The organism is Sphingobium sp. WTD-1 (assembly GCF_030128825.1).
GTDB lineage: Bacteria > Pseudomonadota > Alphaproteobacteria > Sphingomonadales > Sphingomonadaceae > Sphingobium.
Genome location: NZ_CP119127.1, coordinates 750,007 through 770,012, shown reverse-complemented (window position 1 = coordinate 770,012; position 20,006 = coordinate 750,007). Strand labels below are relative to the sequence as shown.

Genomic DNA, 20,006 nt, shown 5'->3' with positions numbered 1-20,006 from the left:
CCCTTGCGGGGCCGCCCTCCTTTCAGGACCAACTGGCGCGCGGCGCGCCTGACTTAGCCGACACTGGGTCTCCGTGCGCCGTCGCCGTCTTCACCCCATCGCCGACCGGAACCAGCCGGTTACCGACGTCCGGGCCGCACCCGCCGAAGGCGCGACATAGCTGACGCTGTGCAATTGCGGCACGCGGAACAGATCGAGCCTGTTGAAGGCCGGAACCCGGCCGGAAAAGCCGCCATCGGCGCCATGGAACATCAGCAGGCCGCCCCATTCGGTCCGCCATCCCTCGGTCAGGCCAAAGACATAGGCGGCATGCCGATTCTTTCCCGCGACCCCATCATCATGACCGGTCAGGAAATCGCCGCTGACATAGCGGGTCGCCTGCCCGTCGGCGAAGCCGATCGCCTCGCTGCCGGTGATCGCCCGGACCAGCGCCAGCACCTCCGGCCCGGCCATGAAGCGGACAAAGGCGTCGAGCAGATGCGGCGACTGCCGGCGCGCCTGCTCCTCGTCGGGCACGCGAATGCTGCCATAGCGGAACTGGAAGCCATGGCGTGCCGCTTCATGCACCGCCTGGTTCAGGGCGCCCCATTGCTGCGGCGTCATCGACTGCGCCGTTGGGCGATCGATCTCGAACAGTTTCTCGTCCGAATTGAGGACGATCCGCCAATCCTCGCGCGCGTCCAGATGCGTGGCCAGCGCGCGGGCCGCCGCATCGGTCAGGAAGGGACCGATGCGGACATGCCCGTCGCGTTGATAGTCGGATCGCAGCCGGTCGATGTCGATCCCATCGGCCAGCGCGAAATCCGCCACCTTTGTCGTCATGCGACGCTGAGCTTCAGTGCGCCGTCGCCATCTTCCACCGTCACCGTCGATCCGTCCGGCACCTCGCCGCGCAGGATCAGGTCGGCCAGCGGATCCTGCAGGTAACGCTGCACCGCCCGCTTCAATGGCCGCGCGCCATAGACCGGATCATAGCCGACCCGGCCCAGCCAGGCGCGCGCGCCATCGGTCAGGTTCAGCACCACCTTGCGATCCTTCAGCAGCTTCTGCACCCGCGCCACCTGGATATCGACGATCGGCGCCATATGGCCGGCCCCCAAACGGTGGAACAGGATGATCTCGTCCAGGCGGTTGAGGAATTCGGGGCGGAAATGGCTGCGTACCATCTCCATCACCTGGTCCTCGACCTTCTCGACCGGCTCGTCGTCGGGCTGGGCGGCGATATATTGGCTGCCCAGGTTCGACGTCAGCACGATGATCGTGTTGGTGAAGTCGACGGTGCGGCCCTGGCCATCGGTCAGGCGGCCATCGTCCAGCACCTGCAGCAGCACGTTGAACACGTCGCCATGCGCCTTCTCGACCTCGTCGAACAGCACGACCTGATAGGGCCGGCGCCGCACCGCCTCGGTCAGCACGCCACCTTCCTCATAGCCGACATAGCCCGGAGGCGCGCCGATCAGCCGGGCGACGCTGTGCTTCTCCATGAACTCGCTCATGTCGATGCGCACCATCGCGCTCTCGTCGTCGAACAGGAATCCGGCCAGCGCCTTGGTCAGCTCGGTCTTGCCGACGCCCGTGGGGCCAAGGAACAGGAAGCTGCCGAGCGGCCGGTTCGGATCCTGCAGACCCGCCCGGCTGCGGCGCACGGCGGTCGCCACCGCGCGCACGGCATCGGCCTGGCCGATCACCCGCTTGCCCAGTTCGGCTTCCATCGCCAGCAGCTTTTCGCGCTCGCCTTCCATCATCCGGTCGACCGGAATACCGGTCCAGCGCGACACGACGCTGGCAATATCCTCGGCCGTCACTTCCTCGCGCAGCATCGCGCCCTTGGACGCGCCCTGGGCCTCGGCCAGCTGCTTTTCCAGCTGCGGGATGGTGCCATATTGCAGCTCGCCGGCCTTGCCATAGTCGCCGCCGCGCTGCGCCTGCTCCAGCTGAAGCCGCGCCGCGTCGAGCTGTTCCTTCAGCTTCGCTTCGCTGGCGATCTTGTCCTTCTCCGCCTGCCAGCGCGTGGTCAGCTCAGCCGACTGCTGCTCCAGATTGGCAAGGTCGGTCTCCAGATTGGCGAGCCGGTCCTTCGACGCCTGGTCGCTTTCCTTCTTCAGCGCCTCGCGCTCGATCTGCAGCTGCATGATCCGGCGGTCGAGATTTTCGATCTCCTCGGGCTTGCTCTCCACCTCCATGCGGATGCGGCTCGCCGCCTCGTCCATCAGGTCGATCGCCTTGTCGGGCAGGAAACGGTCGGTGATATAGCGGTTGGACAGGGTCGCCGCCGCCACGATAGCGCCGTCGGCGATGCGCACGCCATGATGCGCCTCATATTTGTCCTTGATGCCGCGCAGGATCGAGATCGTGTCCTCGACCGTCGGCTCGCCAACGAACACCGGCTGGAACCGCCGCTGGAGCGCCGGGTCCTTCTCGACATATTTGCGATATTCGTCGAGCGTGGTCGCGCCGATGCAATGCAACTCGCCGCGCGCCAGCGCCGGCTTCAGCAGATTGCCGGCATCCATCGCGCCTTCGGATTTGCCCGCGCCGATCAGCGTGTGCATCTCGTCGATGAACAGGATGATGTTGCCCTCGGCCCCCTTCACTTCGTCGAGCACGCCCTTCAGCCGCTCCTCGAATTCGCCGCGATATTTGGCGCCGGCGATCAGGCTGCCCATGTCGAGCGCCATCAAGGTGCGGTCCTTGAGCGTATCGGGCACGTCGCCATGGGCGATGCGCAGCGCCAGCCCTTCCGCGATCGCGGTCTTGCCGACGCCCGGCTCGCCGATCAGCACCGGGTTGTTCTTGGTCCGGCGCGCCAGGATCTGGATGGTGCGGCGAATTTCCTCGTCGCGGCCGATCACGGGGTCGAGCTTGCCGGCCTTGGCCGCCTCGGTCAGGTCGCGCGCGAATTTCTTCAGCGCATCATAACGGTCTTCGGCGCCCGCCGTATCGGCGGTGCGGCCGCCGCGCAGCTGGTTGATCGCGCCGTTCAGCGCCTCGGCGCGTACGCCGGCGGTCGCCAACGCCTTGCCCGCCGTCGTGGTCGTCGCCAGCGTCAGCGCCAGCAGCAGCCGTTCGACGGTGACGAAGCTGTCGCCCGCCTTCTGCGCCACCTGCTCGGCGCTATCGAGCACCCGCACGGCATCATTGTCCAGGCCCGGCGTCTGCTGCGCGCCGCTGCCCGATACGGCCGGCACCCTGGCCAGCGCGGCATCGGTCTCGCGCAGCGCGGTCGCGGCATCGCCGCCCGCCGCCTTGATCAGGCCGGACGCCATGCCCTGCTCATCTTCCAGCAGCGCCTTCAACAGATGTTCTGGGCTGATCCGCTGATGGTTCATGCGGATCGCAACGGTCTGCGCCGACTGGAGGAAACCCTTGGCGCGGTCGGTGAATTTTTCGAGGTTCATTATCATCCCCTTCAAGGCATTGCTGGCGATGTAATGTTGCAAAAATGACACACAAGGGGCGCGGGCAAAAAATCCGCGCCCCGTGCATATTTATCTCACTGCTTCGGCGCCTTGGCCGCCTCCGGTGCGAACAGGTCGCCGAAGAAGTCCGCCTTGTACCATTGGGGCGGGGTGTCGCTATCGGTCATAACCCGTGCAATGCGATAATTGGCCTCGGCAAAGCGGGCGCCGGCGTCCCAGTCGATCTTCTGGCTCATGTCGTCACCGGGATGGTGATAGGCGCCGCTCAGAAATTCGCCCCAGGCCTTCTCGCCACCATTGGCATAGCCGGTCGCCAGGAACACGGCGGGCACGCCCTGCTTCACGAACATATAATGGTCCGACCGCACGAAGATGGTTTCCTGCGGCATCGGATCGGGCGCCAGCTTGATCCCCATCGGCGCCACCGCCTTGGCGACGATCGGCCCCAAGGTCGAATGGTCGGCGCCGAACGCGATTACGTCGGTGAAGGGATAGAGCAGCAGCGGCATGTCGAGGTCGACATTGCCGACGATCTGCTTGCCCGGAACGGTGGGGTGGCGGGCATAATAGTCCGCGCCCAGCAGGCCCTTCTCCTCGCCGGTGGAGGCCAGGAAGACGATCGAGCGGCGCGGCTTGTTGGGCGACTGGGCCATGGCGCGGGCCACTTCCAGCATGGTCGCGATGCCCGCGCCATTGTCCAGCGCGCCATTGTTGATGCGGTCGGTATCAGGCTTGTCGCCCGGCTTTGCCGGGCTGATGCCGATATGGTCGAGATGCGCCGACAGGACGACATATTCTTGCCTAAGCTTGGGGTCGCTGCCCGGCAGGATGGCGACGACATTGGGGCTGGTCACCCGCTCGCTGACGCTTTCCACCTGGATCTGGACATTCGACTTGAGCGCAAAGCCCTTGGGCTTGCCGCCCGCCTTGTCGGCGATCTTGCGGATCGCTGCGATGCTGGTCGGTGCGCCGGCGAACACCGCCTGCGCTGCTGCGTCGTCCAGGCTGGCGCCGACCCGGATGCCGGGGGCGGCGTCGAACGGCACGCCCTCGGGCGAGACCCAGGTGAAGTCGGGCTCATCGGCGAACTGGACCATGCGGTTCCAGGGCCGGGCCTTCATCGACTGGAGGGTGCCGATCGAGAGCATGCCGATCGCGCCATGCGCCTCGGCGATCTTGCCCTTGGTGGCGGACAGATGCGCGCCTTCCTCGCTCGGCAGGCCCTTGGGATAGCCGCGCAGGGTGACGACGATCTTCCCCTTCACGTCCAGCCCGGCATAGTCGTTGAGGCCGAGCCGCGCATTTTCCAGGCCATAGCCCACGAACACCAGCGGCGCCGACACGTCCAGCTTGGGCTCGGCCGCATTCATGCCGATCAGCACGTCGCCGGCATGGGTGAAGCTTTTGCTGCCGGCCGGACCGGTGACGGTCAGCGTGCCCGGCGTCCTGGCGCGCTCGGTCTTCTGGAAGCCGATGCGCTGCAGCCAGCTTCCATTGTCGCCGGCGGGCTTGAGGCCCAGGCCATCGAACTGGCTGGCGACATAGCGGGCGGCGATTTCATGCCCCTCGCTGCCGGTGTCGCGCCCTTTCAGCAGGTCGTCGGCCAGGAATTCGACATGGGCGCGCACCGCTGCGGCCGAGAAGGTCGGCGCATCGGCTGCGGCCGGCGTTGCTGTTTGCGCGGGCAGGGTGGCGGGCAGCACAAGGGCGGCGGTGGCGGCCAGCAGGGCCAGGCGTTTCATGGGATCGGGGACTTTCCGTCTCTATGGATGATGGCGTGCAGACTTGCCGCTGCGCCCCGTCGCTGTCCAGCCTCCGCTTGTCGATATCATGCGTATTGCGCAGCTATCACGCCCCGCTATGCTGCGCGCCATCGCGGCGGGGTCCGTTCCGGCCGCATCGACTGCCCTCCTGTCCTAGAGGTCTTCATGATCCTTACCCGCATGTCCCGCCGGCTTCCCCTGATGCTCGGTCTGTCCGCGCTTGCGTTCGCGCCGCTTGGCTCCGCCGCGCAGGCCGCCCCGGCCACCGCCGCCGCGCCCGCGCCGCTCTCCAGCCTCGTTTCGGCGGTGGACATCCCCTATCAGGAATTTCGCCTGCCCAACGGCCTGCGGGTCATCGTCCATACCGATCGCAAGGCGCCGATCGTCGCCGTCTCGGTCTGGTATCATGTCGGCTCGCGCTTCGAGCCCGCCGGCAAGACCGGCTTTGCCCATCTGTTCGAACATCTGATGTTCTATGGCTCGGAAAATGCCGACGGTCCCTTCTTCGGCCGTCTGGAAGATATTGGCGCGACTGACTGGAACGGCACGACCTGGTTCGACCGCACCAATTATTTCGAGACGGTGCCGACCGGCGCGCTCGATCGCGCGCTGTTCCTGGAATCCGACCGCATGGGCCATCTGCTCGGCGCCGTGACCCAGACCAAGCTCGATGCCCAGCGCGGCGTCGTCCAGAATGAAAAGCGCATGGGCGAGAATGAACCCTATGGCCTGGTCGAATATGCCCAGCTTGCCGGCATGCTGCCCGAAGGCCATCCCTATCGCCACTCGACCATCGGTTCGATGGCGGATCTGAACGCGGCCAGCCTGGCCGACGTCCAGAGCTGGTTCAAGACTCACTATGGCCCGAACAATGCCACGCTGGTGCTGGCCGGGGACATCGATGTGCCGACCGCCAGGGCGAAGGTCGAAAAATGGTTCGGCAACATCGCGTCGGGCCCCGCGCCGCAGGATGTCGACGCGACCGTGCCGACGCTCGACAAGGATGTGGAAAAGGTGATGCACGACAATGTCGCTGCCACCCGCCTCTACCGCAACTGGATCGTCCCCGGCGTCAATTCGCCCGACCTGCAGCAGCTTGATCTGGCTCTGTCGGTATTCGGCGGCCTCGGCTCCTCGCGCCTCGACAATATCCTGGTCCGCGACGAGAAGGTGGCGGTTGCGGTCAAGGCCAGCATCCAGCCGTTCGAGAAGCTGTCGATGGTCGAGATCACCGTCGACGTGAAGCCGGGCCAGGATCCGGTCGCGGTAGGCAAGCGGCTCGACGCGCTGCTCGCCGACTATCTCGCCAAGGGCCCCAGCGCGGACGAGGTGCTGCGCGCCGCGACCCAGCAGCTCTCCGGCACGATCGGCGGCCTCGAAAAGGTCGGCGGATTCTCCGGCAAGGCGGTGACCCTGGCCGAAGGCGCGGTCTATTCCGATGATCCCGGCAAATATAAGAAGGATCTCGCCATCTATGCCGCCGCGACGCCCGCCAGCGTCTCGGCCGCCGCGCGCAAATGGCTGGGCCGCCCGGTCTTCCGCCTGACCGTGTCGCCGGGCGAACGCTCGGCGCAGGATAATGCGCTCGCCGGCAATGCGCCCTCGGGCAGCGCGACCATGCATCCCGCCCATTTCCGCGATCCCAATGGCCCGGCGCCCAAGGCGGGCACGCCGCCGCCGCCGACCAAGGTTGCCGAGCCGCCGATCGAGCCGGTCAAGGATCTGGTCTTCCCGCCGGTCGAACGCGCGAAGCTGTCGAACGGCATGTCGGTCGTCTTCTCGCGCCGCGCCACCGTGCCGGTGGTGAAGGTCTCGGTCGCCTTCGACGCGGGCAATGCCGCCGACAACCGGCAGAAGCTCGGCACCGCCGCGCTCACCACCGCCCTGCTCGACGAAGGCACCACCAGCCGCAACTCGGTGCAGATTTCCGAGGAGCAGGAACGGCTCGGCGCCGGCATCAGCGCGGCCAACAGCATGGATGCGACCAATGTCGGCCTCTACGCGCTCAAGCCCAATCTCGACGCCTCGCTCGGCCTGCTCGCCGACATCATCCGCAACCCCGCCTTCGATCCGAAGGAAGTGGAACGGCTGCGCAGCCAGATGCTGACCCGCATCGCCGCGGAAAAGACCCAGCCCATGGCCATCGCCCAGCGCATGCTGCCGCCGATGCTCTATGGCCAGGCCCATCCCTATGGCATTCCCTTCACCGGCTCGGGCACCGAAAGCGGGGTGAAGGCGGTGACCCGCGCCGACCTGGTCGCCTTCCATGACACATGGATGCGCCCGGACAATGCGACCATCTTCGCGACCGGCGACACGACGCTGGACGAACTGCTGCCGCTGCTCGAAAAGCGCTTCGGCGACTGGAAGGCGCCGGCCATTGCCAAGGGCGCCAAGCTGTTCCGCATGGACCGCATGATGCGCCCGTCGCGCATCGTCCTCATCGACAAGCCGCAAAGCCCGCAGTCGATGATCCTCGCCGGCCAGCTCACCAACAAGTCGGGCACCGACAATCCCGTCACCCTCATCACCGCGAACGAGGTGCTGGGCGGCAGCACCACCTCGCGCCTGACCATGGACCTGCGTGAGGCGAAGGGCTGGGCCTATGGCGCGGGCACCGGCATGCCCGGCGTCAAGGAAACCATTCCGCTGCTGGTCTATGCCCCGGTCCAGACCGACAAGACCGGCGAATCGATCACCGCGGCGCGCCAGGACATCAAGGATTTCCTGACCAGCAAGGGCACGACCCAGGCGGAGCGCGACCAGACGATCAACGGCCAGATCCTGTCGCTGCCCGGCAGCTTCGAAACCTCGTCCGACCTGCTCTCGGCGATGATGCGCAACAATCTGCTCGGCCGGCCCGACGACTATTATGCCACCCTGCCGGCAACCTATCGTGCCATCACTGCGGCGCAGATGGATCAGGCCGCGCGCGCGGCGATCAACCCCGATCGGCTGATCTGGGTCGTGGTCGGCGATGCGAAATTGGTGAAGCCCCAGCTTGACGCGGTCGGCCTGCCGGTGGAAATGGGCACATTGGCTGATTGACGCTAACGTAAAGGAGAAGAGTGATGGCTGCAGTGGATGGTGCCTATGATTGCGTGGCTAAGACCCCGCTGGGCGAACAGACCGGCGTGTTCACCGTGATCAGCACGGGCGACCGTTTCAACGGCACCTTTGCCGGCATGATGGGCTCGCTCGACGTCAAGGATGGCGTGGTCGCCGGCAACAAGCTGACCTGGAAGATGGAAATGACCATCCCCATGCCGATGACGCTGGAATGCGAAGCCGAAATCACCGGCGAAAGCCTGACCGGCACGATGCAGCTCGGCGCCTTTGGTGCCGCGCCCTTCACCGGCACGCGTCGCGCATAATCCCGATCGGTTGCGGCCTGGTTCACGCCGGGCCGCAACCGACATTACCAAAAATTCATGGTCGGCCCGTTGCACTATAAAATTAGTTAGCTATCTAAGCGTTCGTGAATCGGACCGAGCTTCAGCGCGCCCTGGCGCATAATATGCCGCAGATCGCGCGCCTCTGGCGTCAGCTTGCCGATTCCACCCTGGCCGAATTTGGCGTCTCCAATTCCGCCGGCTGGTGTCTTCTCTATCTTGACCGGCTGGGCGCCGATGTGCGCCAGATCGAACTGGCCGACGTGCTGGGCATCACCCAGCCGTCGCTGGTCCGCACCCTCGACCATCTACAGGCCGCCGCCCTGATCGAGCGCACCCCCAATCCGGAGGATCGCCGGTCCAACTGCCTGTCGCTCACCACCTCCGGCCGCGACCTTGTCGGCCGCATCGAAACGCGGCTCAGCAACATGCGCAATGACCTGCTCGATGGTGTGCCAGAGGCGGATATCGAGACGGCGGTCAATCTGTTAGAACTGCTGCGACGCCGTATCGGGGAGCGCCGGGGCCAGTCATGAAAAAGGCCGCTTTGTCAGCCTATAGCGAGCGCCTTGGCGTTCCCGCCGCGCTATTCTCGCTCAAATGTTTCCTGGCGGCGATGCTGGCCCTTTATGTGGCGCTCAGCATTGGCCTGGAACGCCCCTATTGGGCCTTTCTCACCTCCTATATCGTCGCCCAGCCGCTGGCCGGCGCGGTGATTTCCAAGGCGATCTTCCGCGCCATCGGCACCATCGTCGGCGCCGCCTTCTCGGTCGCGATCGTCCCGCCCCTGGTCAATTCGCCCGAACTCCTGACCCTTGCCATGGCCGCCTGGCTGGCGCTCTGCGTCTTCGTCTCGCTGCTCGATCGCACGCCGCGCTCCTACATGTTCGTGCTGGCCGGCTACAGCGCCTGCCTGATCGTCTTCCCCGACGTCGACTCGCCCCAGACCATCTTCACCGTCGCCACCCTGCGCGTGCAGGAAATCTGGATCGGCATCGCCTGCGGCAGCATCGTCCATGGCGTCGTCCTGCCCGGTTCGATCACCGGCAACCTCTTCGCCCGCGTCGAAGCCATGCTGCGCGACGCCGAACGCTGGTCGCGCGACGCGATCGCGACCGATCCTGTGCCAGGCCTCGATGCCGAACGCCGCCGCCTGGCGCAGGACGTCACCGAACTGCACCAGATGTCGATCCATCTGCCCTTCGACATCAGCCGCCTCGCGCCGCGCGTCCGCACCGTGCGCGCGATGCAGGACCAGCTCTCGCTGCTGCTGCCGCTCGGCGCCGCGGTCGAGGATCGGCTGGCCATGCTGAAACAGGCCAATGGCGGCATCGTCCCGGCACAGGTCGAACAGCTGATCGCCGATGCGCGCGACTGGCTCGATCATCCCGGCACCGACAGCGCGACCCGCGCCGCCGGCGCCCAGGCGCTGATCGACCGCTGCGCCGCGCTCGAACCGGCGGCCGACAGTCATATGGACTGGGCCGGCATGATGCGGCTCAGCCTCTATTCCCGGCTCGGCACGCTGATCGCTGTCCATCGCGACTGCCGCGACCTGTTCGACCAGATGCTGACCCACAGCCGCAGCCCCGTGACGCCGCGCGTCGCCGAACTGCTGGAGGGGCGTCGCAACCGCGAACTGCATCGCGATTATGCCGGGGCCGCACGCGGCGCCTTCGCCGCCTTCATGACGGTGACGATCGGCTGCGCGCTGTGGATCGGTAGCGGCTGGCATGACGGCGGCAGCGCGGTGATGCTGGCCGGTGTCTTCCTCGCCCTCTTCTCCGCGTCCGACAATCCGCTCGCCCCGCTCAAGGGCTTCATGATCGGCACGATCATCGCCACCTTCCTCGGCGCCCTCTATGGCTATGCCATCATGCCTCGACTGGACGGTTTCGCCATGCTCGCCTTGGCCTATGCGCCGCCGCTGCTGATATTGGGCGCGATGATGGCCTCGCCGCGCTGGATGGGCATTGCGTTGCCGACGCTGCTCGGCCTCGGCAGTCCGGTGCTGCTCTCCAGTGCCTATGTCAGCGCCTTCGCCTCCTACGCCAATGGCTCGGTGGCACAGCTGGTCGGCATCTGGTTCGCGATCATCATGGCCGGCCTGCTGCAATCGGCGGGGGTGGAGCGCGCCGTGCGCCGCACCGTGCGCGCCGGCTGGGCGGATATCGCCACCCGCGCCAACCTCATGACCCAGCCCGATGTGCGCGGCTGGATCAACCGCATGCTCGACCGCATTGCCCTGCTCGCCCCCCGCCTGGCCGCCATTCGCACCGACAGCGGTAAGCCGCTCTATGATGCGCTGCGCGACCTGCGCACCGGCGTCGCCATCGGCGAACTGCGCCAGCTCCGCGTCGATCTTCCCTTTGACGAAGGCGCCCCGCTTGGCCGGGTGCTGGGCGGCGTGGCCGACCATTATCGCCGGCTCGATCCCGATGCGCCGGCCGCGGCCGATCCCGCCCTGCTCGACGATATCGACAGCGCCATCGGCGACCTTGCTGCCAATCCCGCGCCCTCGGTCCGCCGCGATGCGATCCTGGCGCTGGTCAGCCTGCGCCGTAATCTCTTCGCCGACAGCGCCGGCTATCGGATGTCCCCCCTGACCCCAAAGACCCCCCTGACCGGAGTTCCCGCATGACCGGCGAATTGTCCATCGACGGGGTCTTCTTCCCCACGCTGCTGGCGCTGGCGCTGGCAGCGCTCATCCTCACCTATGGCCTCACCCGCCTGATCGCGGCGTTCGGCCTCTACCGCTTTCTTGCCTATCGGGCCCTCGTCGACCTCAGCCTGTTCGTGCTGACGCTCGGGGGCCTGTCCATTCTCGTTCCGATGCTGGGAATCCGCCTATGAACCGCCTGACCGGGACGCTGATCCGCAGCGCCGCCACCATCATCATCGTCATCCTCGCCGTCATCGTCGCGGTGTGGATGTGGAACCATTATGAACGCAGCCCCTGGACCCGCGACGGCCGCGTGCGCGCCGATGTGGTGCGCGTGACCCCCGATATCGGCGGCCTCGTCACATCGGTCGCGGTGCGCGACAATCAGCAGGTGAAGGCGGGCGACCTGCTCTTCGTCATCGACACGCCGCGCTATGCGCTGGCGCTGGAACAGGCGGAGGCGCAGATCGCCAGCGCCCAGGCGACGCTCGGCCAGGCCCGGCGGGAGGCGACCCGCGATCTGGCGCTGGGCGATCTCGTCGCCAAGGAAAGCCACGAACAGAATGTCGCCCGCGTCGCCACGGCGCAGGCCGCGCTGGCCGAAGCCCGAAGCGCGCGCGACGCCGCTGCCTTGAACCTCAAGCGCACCCAGGTCCGCGCCTCCGTCAACGGCGTCGTCACCAATCTCGATCTGCATCCGGGCGATTATCTGGGCGCCGGCACCCAGGCGATGGCGCTGATCGACAGCGACAGTCTGCGGGTCGAGGGCTATTTCGAGGAAACCAAGCTGCCTCTGGTCTGCATCGGTGCGCCCGTCACCGTCCGCCTGATGGGCGAGAAGCAGGATCTGCACGGCAAGGTCGAAAGCATCGCCTATGGCATCAATGACTCGACCCGCAGCGATTCCGGCAATCTCCTGCCCACGGTCGAGCCGACCTTCTCCTGGGTTCGCCTTGCCCAGCGCATCCCGGTCCGGGTGAAGCTCACCAATGTCCCGGCCAATATCACGCTGATCTCGGGCCGCACCGCCACGGTCACGGTCGAACCGGCGAAGAAGGACGCCAAGCCGGGAAGCTGCCGCCATGCGTAAGGGCCTTGCTGCATCCTTGCTGGCCCTGGCGCTCAGCGCCTGTGCCACCGCCGGGCCGGACTATCATCCGCCCGAACATTCGGCCGCGACCGCGCAGGGCGCGCAGGGCGCTTTCCAGTCGGCGCAGGGTGCGGGCTTCAGCAATGCGGACCTGCCCGACCATTGGTGGAAGCTCTATAATGATCCCCGGCTCGACGCGCTGATCGCCGAAGCGCTGACCGCCAATACCGACCTGCGCGTCGCCAACGCCAATCTCACCGCGGCGCAGGCCGTGCTGCGCGAGACCGAGGCGGGGCGCCAGATCAGCACCACGATCAGCGGCGGCGAAACGCTGGCGCGTCCGTCGGGCGTGACCCAGCATCTGCCCGGCTCGATCAGCTATGATTTCGGCCTCAGCGCCTCCTATCCGCTCGACCTCAACGGCCGCATCCGCCGCGCGATCGAATCGAGCGGCGCCAATGTCGAGGCGGTGACCGCCGCGCGCGACTATGTCCGCGTCAGCGTCGCCGCCGCCACCGCCAAGGCCTATGCCCAGGTCTGCGCCGCCAATTATGCGCTTGGCGTCAATCGCCGGGTCGTCTCGCTCCAGCGCGATACGCTCAATGCCACCCAGCGCCTGTTCAAGGGCGGTCGCGGCACCGCCTTCGACGTCAGCCGCGCCCGGGCGGCGGTGGACCAGAGTGAGGCGACGCTGCCCGTCTATGAAGCGCAGCGCCAGAGCGGCCTCTATCTGCTCGCCACCCTGCTCGGCCGTCCGCCGGCCGATTATCCCAGGGATGTGGAAGGCTGCGCCACCCTGCCGTCGCTCGGTGCGCCGCTGCCGGTGGGCGATGGCACCGCCCTGATCCGCCGTCGTCCTGATATCCGCCAGGCCGAACGGCTGATCGCCTCCGACACCGCGACCTTGGGCGTCGCCATGGCCGACCTCTATCCGCAGGTCAGCATCGGCGGCTCGGTCGGCCTGTCCGGCCCGCTCAAGGATTTCGGCTCCGGCTCCGCCTTCGGCTTCAGCCTCGGCCCGCTCATCAGCTGGACCTTCCCCAATCGCCCGGTGGTCCGCGCTCGGATTGCTCAGGCCGATGCCCAGGTGCAGGCCGATCTCGCCAGCTTCGACGGCAGCGTGCTGGAAGCGCTGCGCCAGACCGAAACCGCGCTTGAAACCTATCGCCGCGACGCGGAAAAGGCCGCCGCGCTCGATCGCGCGCGCGATAGCGTCAATGTCTCGGCGGGGCAGGCGAACAAGCTGTTCCGCTTCGGCCGCAGCGATTTCCTCGACCTGCTCGATACCCAGCGCAGCCTCGCCAGCGCCGAATCCTCGGCCGCGGCCGCCCGCGTCCAGCTGGTGCAGGACCAGATCGCCATCTTCCTGGCGCTGGGCGGCGGCTGGACCTCAGACGATGCGGTCGACCAGAGCGCGAGGAACGCGCAGCAATGATCCGTGGCGCGCGCCGGCCGGCATGGTCAGGCGCGCGCTGACGTCGGCCCATGTCACCATGTCGCGCGTCATCGCCGCGCCCCAGCGCCCCTCCTTGTAGACGTCATAATAGCAGAGCAGCGCATCGCCGACCTGCGCGCTCATCGGCCCTTCGACCCAGCCGGGCGAGAAGGGCGGCGACAGGGGGCCAAATGGTCCGGTCGGGCTGTCCGCCTTCGCCACCTGCAGCCATTTGTGCGGCGGCTGCACCGTCTCGTCCTTGACGATCAGGTAGAGGCCGCCACCCGGAGCCTGCGCGAACGTCCCGTCGATCACGCTGAAGCCGGGATCATAGAGCGGCGCGGGCGCGCTGAACGTCTCGAAATCGCTGGTGCTGACCGACCAGAGCCGGTGATTATAGCCCGACTCCGACGTGCCCGCCGTCTCGGTGAAGCGGCCCTCCACCGTGCTCGACCAGAACAGGATATGCCGCCCGGTCGCCGGATCCCGCACCGCTTCGGGCGCCCAGCAATTGCGGGTGCCCGGCACGTCCTGCATCACCGGAATGGCGCGCTGCGGCGACCAGTGGACCAGATCGCGGCTGGTCGCATGGCCGATCGTCACCCCTTCCCAGGCGGTGGTCCACAGCAGATGATAGACGCCCTTGTCCGCGAACAGATAGGGGTCGCGCATCAGCTTCTTCTCGCCCACCTGCGGCATCAGCAGGCTGCGCCCGCCCGCCAGCGTGCGAAAGGCCAAGCCATCCTCGCTCACCGCCAGTTTGAGGCCGTCGGCCTCGCCCTTGCCGGTGGTGAAATAGGCGAAGACCAGCAGGTCATCGGCGCGCGCCGCCGACCGGGTGGCGCACCCCGCCAGCGCCAGCGCGCCCAGACCCAATGTGAAGTCGCGCCGTCTCATCAGCGATAATCCTTGGCCATTTGCGGGTAGAGCTTGATGAGGTCATTGGCGACATAGTCGCCACCATGGCCCATCGGCCCGGTCGGTTCTGGTTTCGGCACGGCCGGCTGCTGCGACGCGAGTCCCCCCGGCGCTTCCGCCCCGTTCAGCCCCTGGCTGATCAGGTCGGGCTTGGCGCCTTCGCCGGCATTATGGCCATCCTGGTCGAAAATCGCCTCCTGGTGCCGGATCGGCTCCCAGATGAACGTGCCCCAGCCATGCTTGCCGGGCAGGGCATGGACCAGATCGTTGATATAGCGCTTGCGGCTCGAATATTCGGCGACCAGCAGCCCCTTGTCGGGATAGCGCTGCACATATTCGCTGAAGGTCGTGGCCCAGTCTCCCTGCGCCCGCTGCTGGTAGCAGGAAAAGCCGACCACATCGAAATCCACCTGCCGCGCGATCAGCGCATCGGTCCATTCGCGCACGATCGGCCAGTGCCGGCCCAGATGATTATGCACCTGGATCGCGACGCCTGGTTCGGCCCGGCGCGCACCCGCGATCCCGGCCCGCAGCAGCGCGGCAAAGCCGTCGAACCCGCCAACCTCGCCGACCTTGGCATGATTGGCGTCGGTCACCGGATTACCGGTCGACGTCGACAGCTTCACCCGGCCATGGGGCCACAACATGCCGAAGGTCGTCTCATTGCCGATCACCGCCATGTCGACCGGCGCGCCGCCCGCCCGCATCGCCACCAGCACGTCGTGCGTATGTGCCTCGACCGCCTTGGCCAGCGCCGGCAGGTCATAACCGGCCCAGGCTGCCGGCACCGCCTGATGCTCCGGGTCGGCCCAGGTGTCGCTATAATGGAAACTCAGCACCAGCCCCATGCCCGCATTGCGCACCCGCTTGCCGAGCTTCACCGTCTGGGCCAGGCCGGCCCAGCCCTTGTCCGGCTCCCGCTTGGAATAGCCCTTGGCCGGATCGACGAAGATGCGCAGCCGGATCGCATTGAACCCGGCATCGCGCAGGATCAGGATCGGGTCTTTCTGCTCCCCGTCCACGAAATAGCGCGCACCGGCCGCCTCATCCTCGGGCACCCAACTCACATCGGCGCCGATCAGATAGGGGCCGGGCCGCGCGCCACTTTTCCTTCCGGCTGCCAGCACCGGCCGGGCCAGCAGGGGCAGGGTGGCGAGGCCGAATGTGCTGCGGCGTGTGAACCGTGTCATGCCTTCACCTCCATGCGATATTCCGGGACGATGCGCAGCACCTCCAGCGTCGCGACCTGTTCCCCCGCCGGCAGCTTCGCCCGCGCGGCATCGTCCAGATAGATGGGCGCATCGGCGCGCAGCGGCATCACCGTCAGCGTCCAGGGCCGGCCCAGCCGCGCGGCAAAGCGCTTGAGGCCGATCCGCCAGACCCGCCCGTCCCAATAGGCATCGTCCAGCATGTCGGGGCCATCGAACAGCCGGCCGATATCGCCGCGCCAGTCAATCTCCAGAAAGGCGTCGCCGCCCTGCGGCAACGCATCCTTGGGGATGGTGAACGTGAACGCCGCCGCTGCCTTGTGCGCCTCGGGCAGGGGCTGCATCGCCGCCTTGGCCGGCCCGCCAATCTCGATTGGCGGCGCCGTGCCGGCCTCGCGCGTCCGGGTGAAGGGCAGGGGCGTTATGGCTGTCGCTTTCGCCGTCATCATCGCCGCCTTGCCGGGCAGGATCTGCCAGGCGAAACGGGCCTCGCCACGCTGGCGCAGTTCCAGCCCGCCCGGCCCGAACAGCGCATCCGCCGCGCTCAGCACCACGCGCCGCTCGCCGCCGATCTCGCCGACCCAGATGCGTTTTGCCGCCTCCCGGTCGATCAGCAGAAGCCGCACCGATCGCCCGTCCGCGCCGGTCACCCGCACCGGCCGCGTCGCCGATGGCGGCACCTGGACGATCACCCGTCCACCTTCGCTGCGCGCCGGCGCATCGACCTTCGTCCCGGCCGGGAAGGCCAGCTCCACCGGGCCGGGCAGGCAGGCCGCCATCACATGGATCGGCCCGTCCCTGTCGGCGATGCGCGTTACCGGCTGCGCCGTTGCCCAGTCGAGCCGCACCCCGTCCAGATCCATGCCGATCGGCCAGAAGAAATTGTCGCCCGGCGCGATTGTCACCGGCCGGCTCGGCAGACGGATCGGGCCGCCGGCCAATGTCACATTGAACTGCGTGCCGGGATGCGCCGCCGTGCCATATTGGCGGACATGATTGTTGACGAACAGGAAGCCGCTGTTCCCCTTCGCTCGCACCGCCCAGCGCAGCGTCTTTAGGTCATCCTTGTCGGCCGGCAGTACGGCCGGCGCATGCACCGTCATCGGCGCCAGCGTCTCGCCATAGGCGGCCAGGAAATAATGGAGCGGGCGTAGCGCCGCGCTGACCGGATTGACCTCGCCATATTGGCCGATCGGCGCCTGGAAATCATAGGCGATCGCCGGGCAGTCATTATAGCCGCCCGACCGCTGTGTTTCCTCCAGCATGCGCCCGTTCGCCATCGGATTGGCGCCGCCATGGAACATATAATAGCCCAGCAGATTGACGCCCGACCCGACCTGCGTCGTCACCGCCGCCGACACGTCGGCCGGCTGCAGCAATGGCCGCCGCCGATACATGACCGGCACGCCGCCGCCATATTCCGCGCCCAGGAACGGCGTATCTGCCATGTCGCTGTCGGCATCGCCGCGCCGCCCGCCGCGCGTCTGCGCGCCCAGGTCGCCGCTCACCCGGCTGTCGAAGCGGAACAGGTAATTTTCCTTGGGCGGCAGCTTGACTGTCTTTGCCGACCAGGGTTCGTCGGGATAGCCGCCATGCACCGGCACCACTTCACCCTTGGGATAGACGGTCTGGTCCCATCCGGTCACGGTATAGAGCGGCACGTCGAAGCCGATCCGCAGCGCCAGCGCCTTCAGCGCCGCGATATGCTCCCGACCCTGGCCGGGCCCACCCAGATTATATTCATTCTCGACCTGCATGCCGACGATCGGCCCGCCATCCTTCCACATCAGTCCGTTCAGCTGATCGTGCAGCCCGCGCCAGAAGCGCTCGACCTGCGCCATATAGGCCGGGTCGTTGCTGCGCGTGCGGGTGTTGCCGGCGATCCAGTCGGGAATGCCGCCAAAGCGCGCCTCGGCATGGCCCCAGGGGCCGGGCCGCAGGAAGAAGAGCAGGCCATGTTTCTGGCAGAGCCGAACGAAGCGCCCGATATCCCGATCGCCGGTCCAGTCGATCGTGCCGGGCGCCAGCTCGACATGGTTCCACAGCACGTATGAGGCGACGATGCCGACGCCGGCCGCCTTCATCTTCAGCAATTCCTCTTCCCAATAGGCGCTCGGGAAGCGGGTGAAGTGAAACTCGCCCATCACCGGCAGCCAGGGCCGGTCGTCGCGGGTCAGATAGAGATTGGTGATGCCGATCCGCCCCTGCGGCCCGGCGCCGGTGCCCATATGGAGATGCCCGGACTTGAGCGGCAGGCCCGGCTTGCGCGCGTCCAGGCTGTTGGCCGTCTGGGCCAGCGCGTCAGCGGGAAGGGCGAGGCCCAGGCCGGCAAGGCCCGTGGCAGTGAGCGCCGTGCGCCGGTCGATATCGGGCATCCGTCCTCCTGTGATGAAACGGGAGGCTGAGCCCTCCTCTTGGGTCGGGGTTGTCCTGCGCTCGCCCATCAGGAACGGGCGCAGGACGGGATATCAGCGGGCCAGCCAGCCGCCATCGACGGCGAGGATATGGCCATGGATATAGTTGGCCGCCGGCGAGGCCAGGAACACGGCCGCGCCGCCGATATCGCTCGGGTCGCCCCAGCGGCCGGCCGGGATGCGTTCCTGGATCTGGCGGTTGCGGGTCTCGTCGGCCTGCAGCGCGGCGGTGTTGTTGGTCGCGATATAGCCCGGCGCGATCGCGTTGACGTTGACGCCTTTAGCCGCCCACTCGTTCGCCAGCAGCTTGGTGAGGCCAGCGACGCCGCTCTTCGACGCGGTATAGCTCGGCACCCGGATGCCGCCCTGGAACGACAGCAGCGAGGCGATGTTGACGATCTTGCCGCTACCCTGTGCCAGCATGTGCCGCCCGGCCGCCTGGGCCAGGAAGAAGGTCGACTTCAAATTGGTGTCGATCACCGCGTCCCAGTCTTCCTCGGTGAAGTCGACGCTGTCGGCGCGGCGGATGATGCCGGCATTGTTGATCAATATGTCGAGCCCGCCCAGCTTTGCGATCGTCTCGTCGACGACGCGCTGCACCGGTTCGATGCTCGACAGGTCGGCCGAGACGATCTCGGCCTTGCGCCCCAGCGCCCGGACCTTCTCGACGGTCTCTTCCGCCGGGGTGCGGCCGACCGCCGCAATGTCGGCGCCGGCCGCCGCGAGCGACAGCGCGATCGCCTGGCCGATGCCGGTATTGGCGCCGGTGACGATGGCGACCTTGCCACCAAGATCGAAGATAGTGCTCATGTCAGGACTCCCTGGCCCCTCCCGCTCGCGCGGAAGAGGCAAAAAACCGTCAGGCCAGCTGGCAGATGTCCAGCACGTTCATGTCGGTATAGTCCTGGTTCTCGCCGGCCATTGCCCAGATGAAGGCATAGGCCTTGGTGCCCGATCCCATATGGATCGACCAGGGCGGCGAGATCACCGCTTCCTCGTTCGCCATGACGATGTGACGCATCGCGTCGCCCTCGCCCATATAGTGGAAGACGCGGTCGGCATCGCCATCCAGCTCGAAATAGAAATAAATCTCGCTGCGGCGCTCATGGATGTGCGGGGGCATGGTGTTCCACACCGAACCGGGCTTCAGGACCGTGAGGCCCATGACCAGCTGCGCGCTGTCGCAGATGCCGGGGATGACGAGCTGGAAGATGGTGCGCTCGTTCGATTCCTCCAGGCTGCCGCGCTCCAGTGCATTGGCGTCGGCGATGCCGAGCTTGCGGGTGGTGAACGCCTTGTGCGCCGGGCAGGAGGCGAGATAGAAACGCGCGCCGGCGCCGGCGAACTCCACATCCTTGGCGCCCATCGTCACATAGAGGCAATCCTTGTTGCCCAGCGTGAAGACTTCGCCGTCGACGGTCACGGTGCCTTCGACGCCCGAGACATTGACGATCGCCAGCTCGCGCCGCTCCAGGAAGGGATGGCCCGCCGCCGAGGCCGGCTCGGTCTGTGCCGGCAGCTTCACCGGGGCATCGGCCACCGCCACGCCGCCGATCACGAACCGCTCGGCATGGGTATAGTTCAGCACGCATTCGCCGTCACGGAACAGCCCGCCGATCAGATAGCGATCCCGCAGCTCCTCGTTCGACACGCACTCCATCATGTCGGGGTGGGTCGCATAATAGGTCTTGTCGAACATCGGGAA

At 67.0% G+C, this 20,006-nt stretch carries 15 protein-coding genes; 7 read left to right on the top strand and 8 right to left on the bottom strand.

Features of this window, described 5'->3' with window-relative positions; all coding sequences use genetic code 11:
- Positions 1-90 precede the first annotated feature (90 nt).
- The 3 genes from N6H05_RS03900 to N6H05_RS03890 form a co-directional block, all read right to left on the bottom strand.
- Positions 91-822, bottom strand: a complete 732-nt coding sequence (locus tag N6H05_RS03900; protein WP_284112783.1) for a 2OG-Fe(II) oxygenase — start codon at positions 820-822, stop codon at positions 91-93.
- Positions 819-3,398: an ATP-dependent chaperone ClpB gene (clpB, locus tag N6H05_RS03895; protein ID WP_284112782.1), complete on the bottom strand. Its 2,580-nt coding sequence runs from the start codon at positions 3,396-3,398 to the stop codon at positions 819-821. The genes N6H05_RS03900 and clpB overlap by 4 nt, the downstream gene beginning before the upstream one ends.
- 95 nt (positions 3,399-3,493) lie before the next feature.
- Positions 3,494-5,161, bottom strand: coding sequence for a M28 family metallopeptidase (locus N6H05_RS03890; protein WP_284112780.1), 1,668 nt, complete (start codon positions 5,159-5,161; stop codon positions 3,494-3,496).
- Positions 5,162-5,347: 186 nt separating this feature from the next.
- On the opposite strand from N6H05_RS03890, the gene N6H05_RS03885 reads away from it, so the two are divergent.
- The 7 genes from N6H05_RS03885 to N6H05_RS03855 all read left to right on the top strand — a co-directional run bounded on the left by N6H05_RS03885 (position 5,348) and on the right by N6H05_RS03855 (position 13,761).
- Entirely contained in the window at positions 5,348-8,230 is a 2,883-nt protein-coding gene (locus N6H05_RS03885) for a M16 family metallopeptidase (protein WP_284112779.1), read from the top strand.
- Between the two features lie 23 nt (positions 8,231-8,253).
- Positions 8,254-8,556, top strand: coding sequence for a hypothetical protein (locus tag N6H05_RS03880; RefSeq protein ID WP_004209325.1), 303 nt, complete (start codon positions 8,254-8,256; stop codon positions 8,554-8,556).
- 143 nt (positions 8,557-8,699) lie between these two features.
- Complete coding sequence (locus N6H05_RS03875; protein ID WP_251007672.1) at positions 8,700-9,110, top strand: MarR family winged helix-turn-helix transcriptional regulator; 411 nt, start codon at positions 8,700-8,702, stop codon at positions 9,108-9,110.
- A complete protein-coding gene (locus N6H05_RS03870; protein ID WP_284112778.1) occupies positions 9,107-11,215 on the top strand; it encodes an FUSC family protein in 2,109 nt (702 codons plus the stop codon). The genes N6H05_RS03875 and N6H05_RS03870 overlap by 4 nt, the downstream gene beginning before the upstream one ends.
- Positions 11,212-11,427, top strand: a complete 216-nt coding sequence (locus N6H05_RS03865) for a DUF1656 domain-containing protein (RefSeq protein ID WP_004209328.1) — start codon at positions 11,212-11,214, stop codon at positions 11,425-11,427. The genes N6H05_RS03870 and N6H05_RS03865 overlap by 4 nt, the downstream gene beginning before the upstream one ends.
- Positions 11,424-12,326, top strand: coding sequence for an efflux RND transporter periplasmic adaptor subunit (locus tag N6H05_RS03860; RefSeq protein WP_010337503.1), 903 nt, complete (start codon positions 11,424-11,426; stop codon positions 12,324-12,326). The genes N6H05_RS03865 and N6H05_RS03860 overlap by 4 nt, the downstream gene beginning before the upstream one ends.
- Positions 12,319-13,761, top strand: coding sequence for an efflux transporter outer membrane subunit (locus N6H05_RS03855; protein ID WP_284112777.1), 1,443 nt, complete (start codon positions 12,319-12,321; stop codon positions 13,759-13,761). The genes N6H05_RS03860 and N6H05_RS03855 overlap by 8 nt, the downstream gene beginning before the upstream one ends.
- Here the strand turns inward: N6H05_RS03855 and N6H05_RS03850 are convergent.
- From N6H05_RS03850 to kduI, 5 genes are all read right to left on the bottom strand, one after another.
- Complete coding sequence (locus tag N6H05_RS03850) at positions 13,717-14,658, bottom strand: glycoside hydrolase family 43 protein (RefSeq protein ID WP_284112776.1); 942 nt, start codon at positions 14,656-14,658, stop codon at positions 13,717-13,719. The genes N6H05_RS03855 and N6H05_RS03850 overlap by 45 nt on opposite strands.
- Complete coding sequence (locus N6H05_RS03845; RefSeq protein ID WP_284112775.1) at positions 14,658-15,869, bottom strand: glycosyl hydrolase 53 family protein; 1,212 nt, start codon at positions 15,867-15,869, stop codon at positions 14,658-14,660. Before N6H05_RS03845 ends, N6H05_RS03850 begins: the two co-directional genes overlap by 1 nt.
- Positions 15,866-18,262, bottom strand: coding sequence for a beta-galactosidase (locus N6H05_RS03840; RefSeq protein WP_284112774.1), 2,397 nt, complete (start codon positions 18,260-18,262; stop codon positions 15,866-15,868). The genes N6H05_RS03845 and N6H05_RS03840 overlap by 4 nt, the downstream gene beginning before the upstream one ends.
- Before the next feature lie 93 nt (positions 18,263-18,355).
- Positions 18,356-19,111 carry a 2-dehydro-3-deoxy-D-gluconate 5-dehydrogenase KduD gene (gene kduD / locus N6H05_RS03835; RefSeq protein ID WP_284112773.1) on the bottom strand — a complete coding sequence of 252 codons (756 nt, stop codon included), beginning with the start codon at positions 19,109-19,111 and terminating at the stop codon, positions 18,356-18,358.
- Between the two features lie 49 nt (positions 19,112-19,160).
- The gene (gene kduI, locus N6H05_RS03830; protein ID WP_017500956.1) at positions 19,161-20,000 is read right to left on the bottom strand and encodes a 5-dehydro-4-deoxy-D-glucuronate isomerase; all 840 of its coding nucleotides are present in this window, start codon (positions 19,998-20,000) and stop codon (positions 19,161-19,163) included.
- Positions 20,001-20,006: the final 6 nt, after the last annotated feature.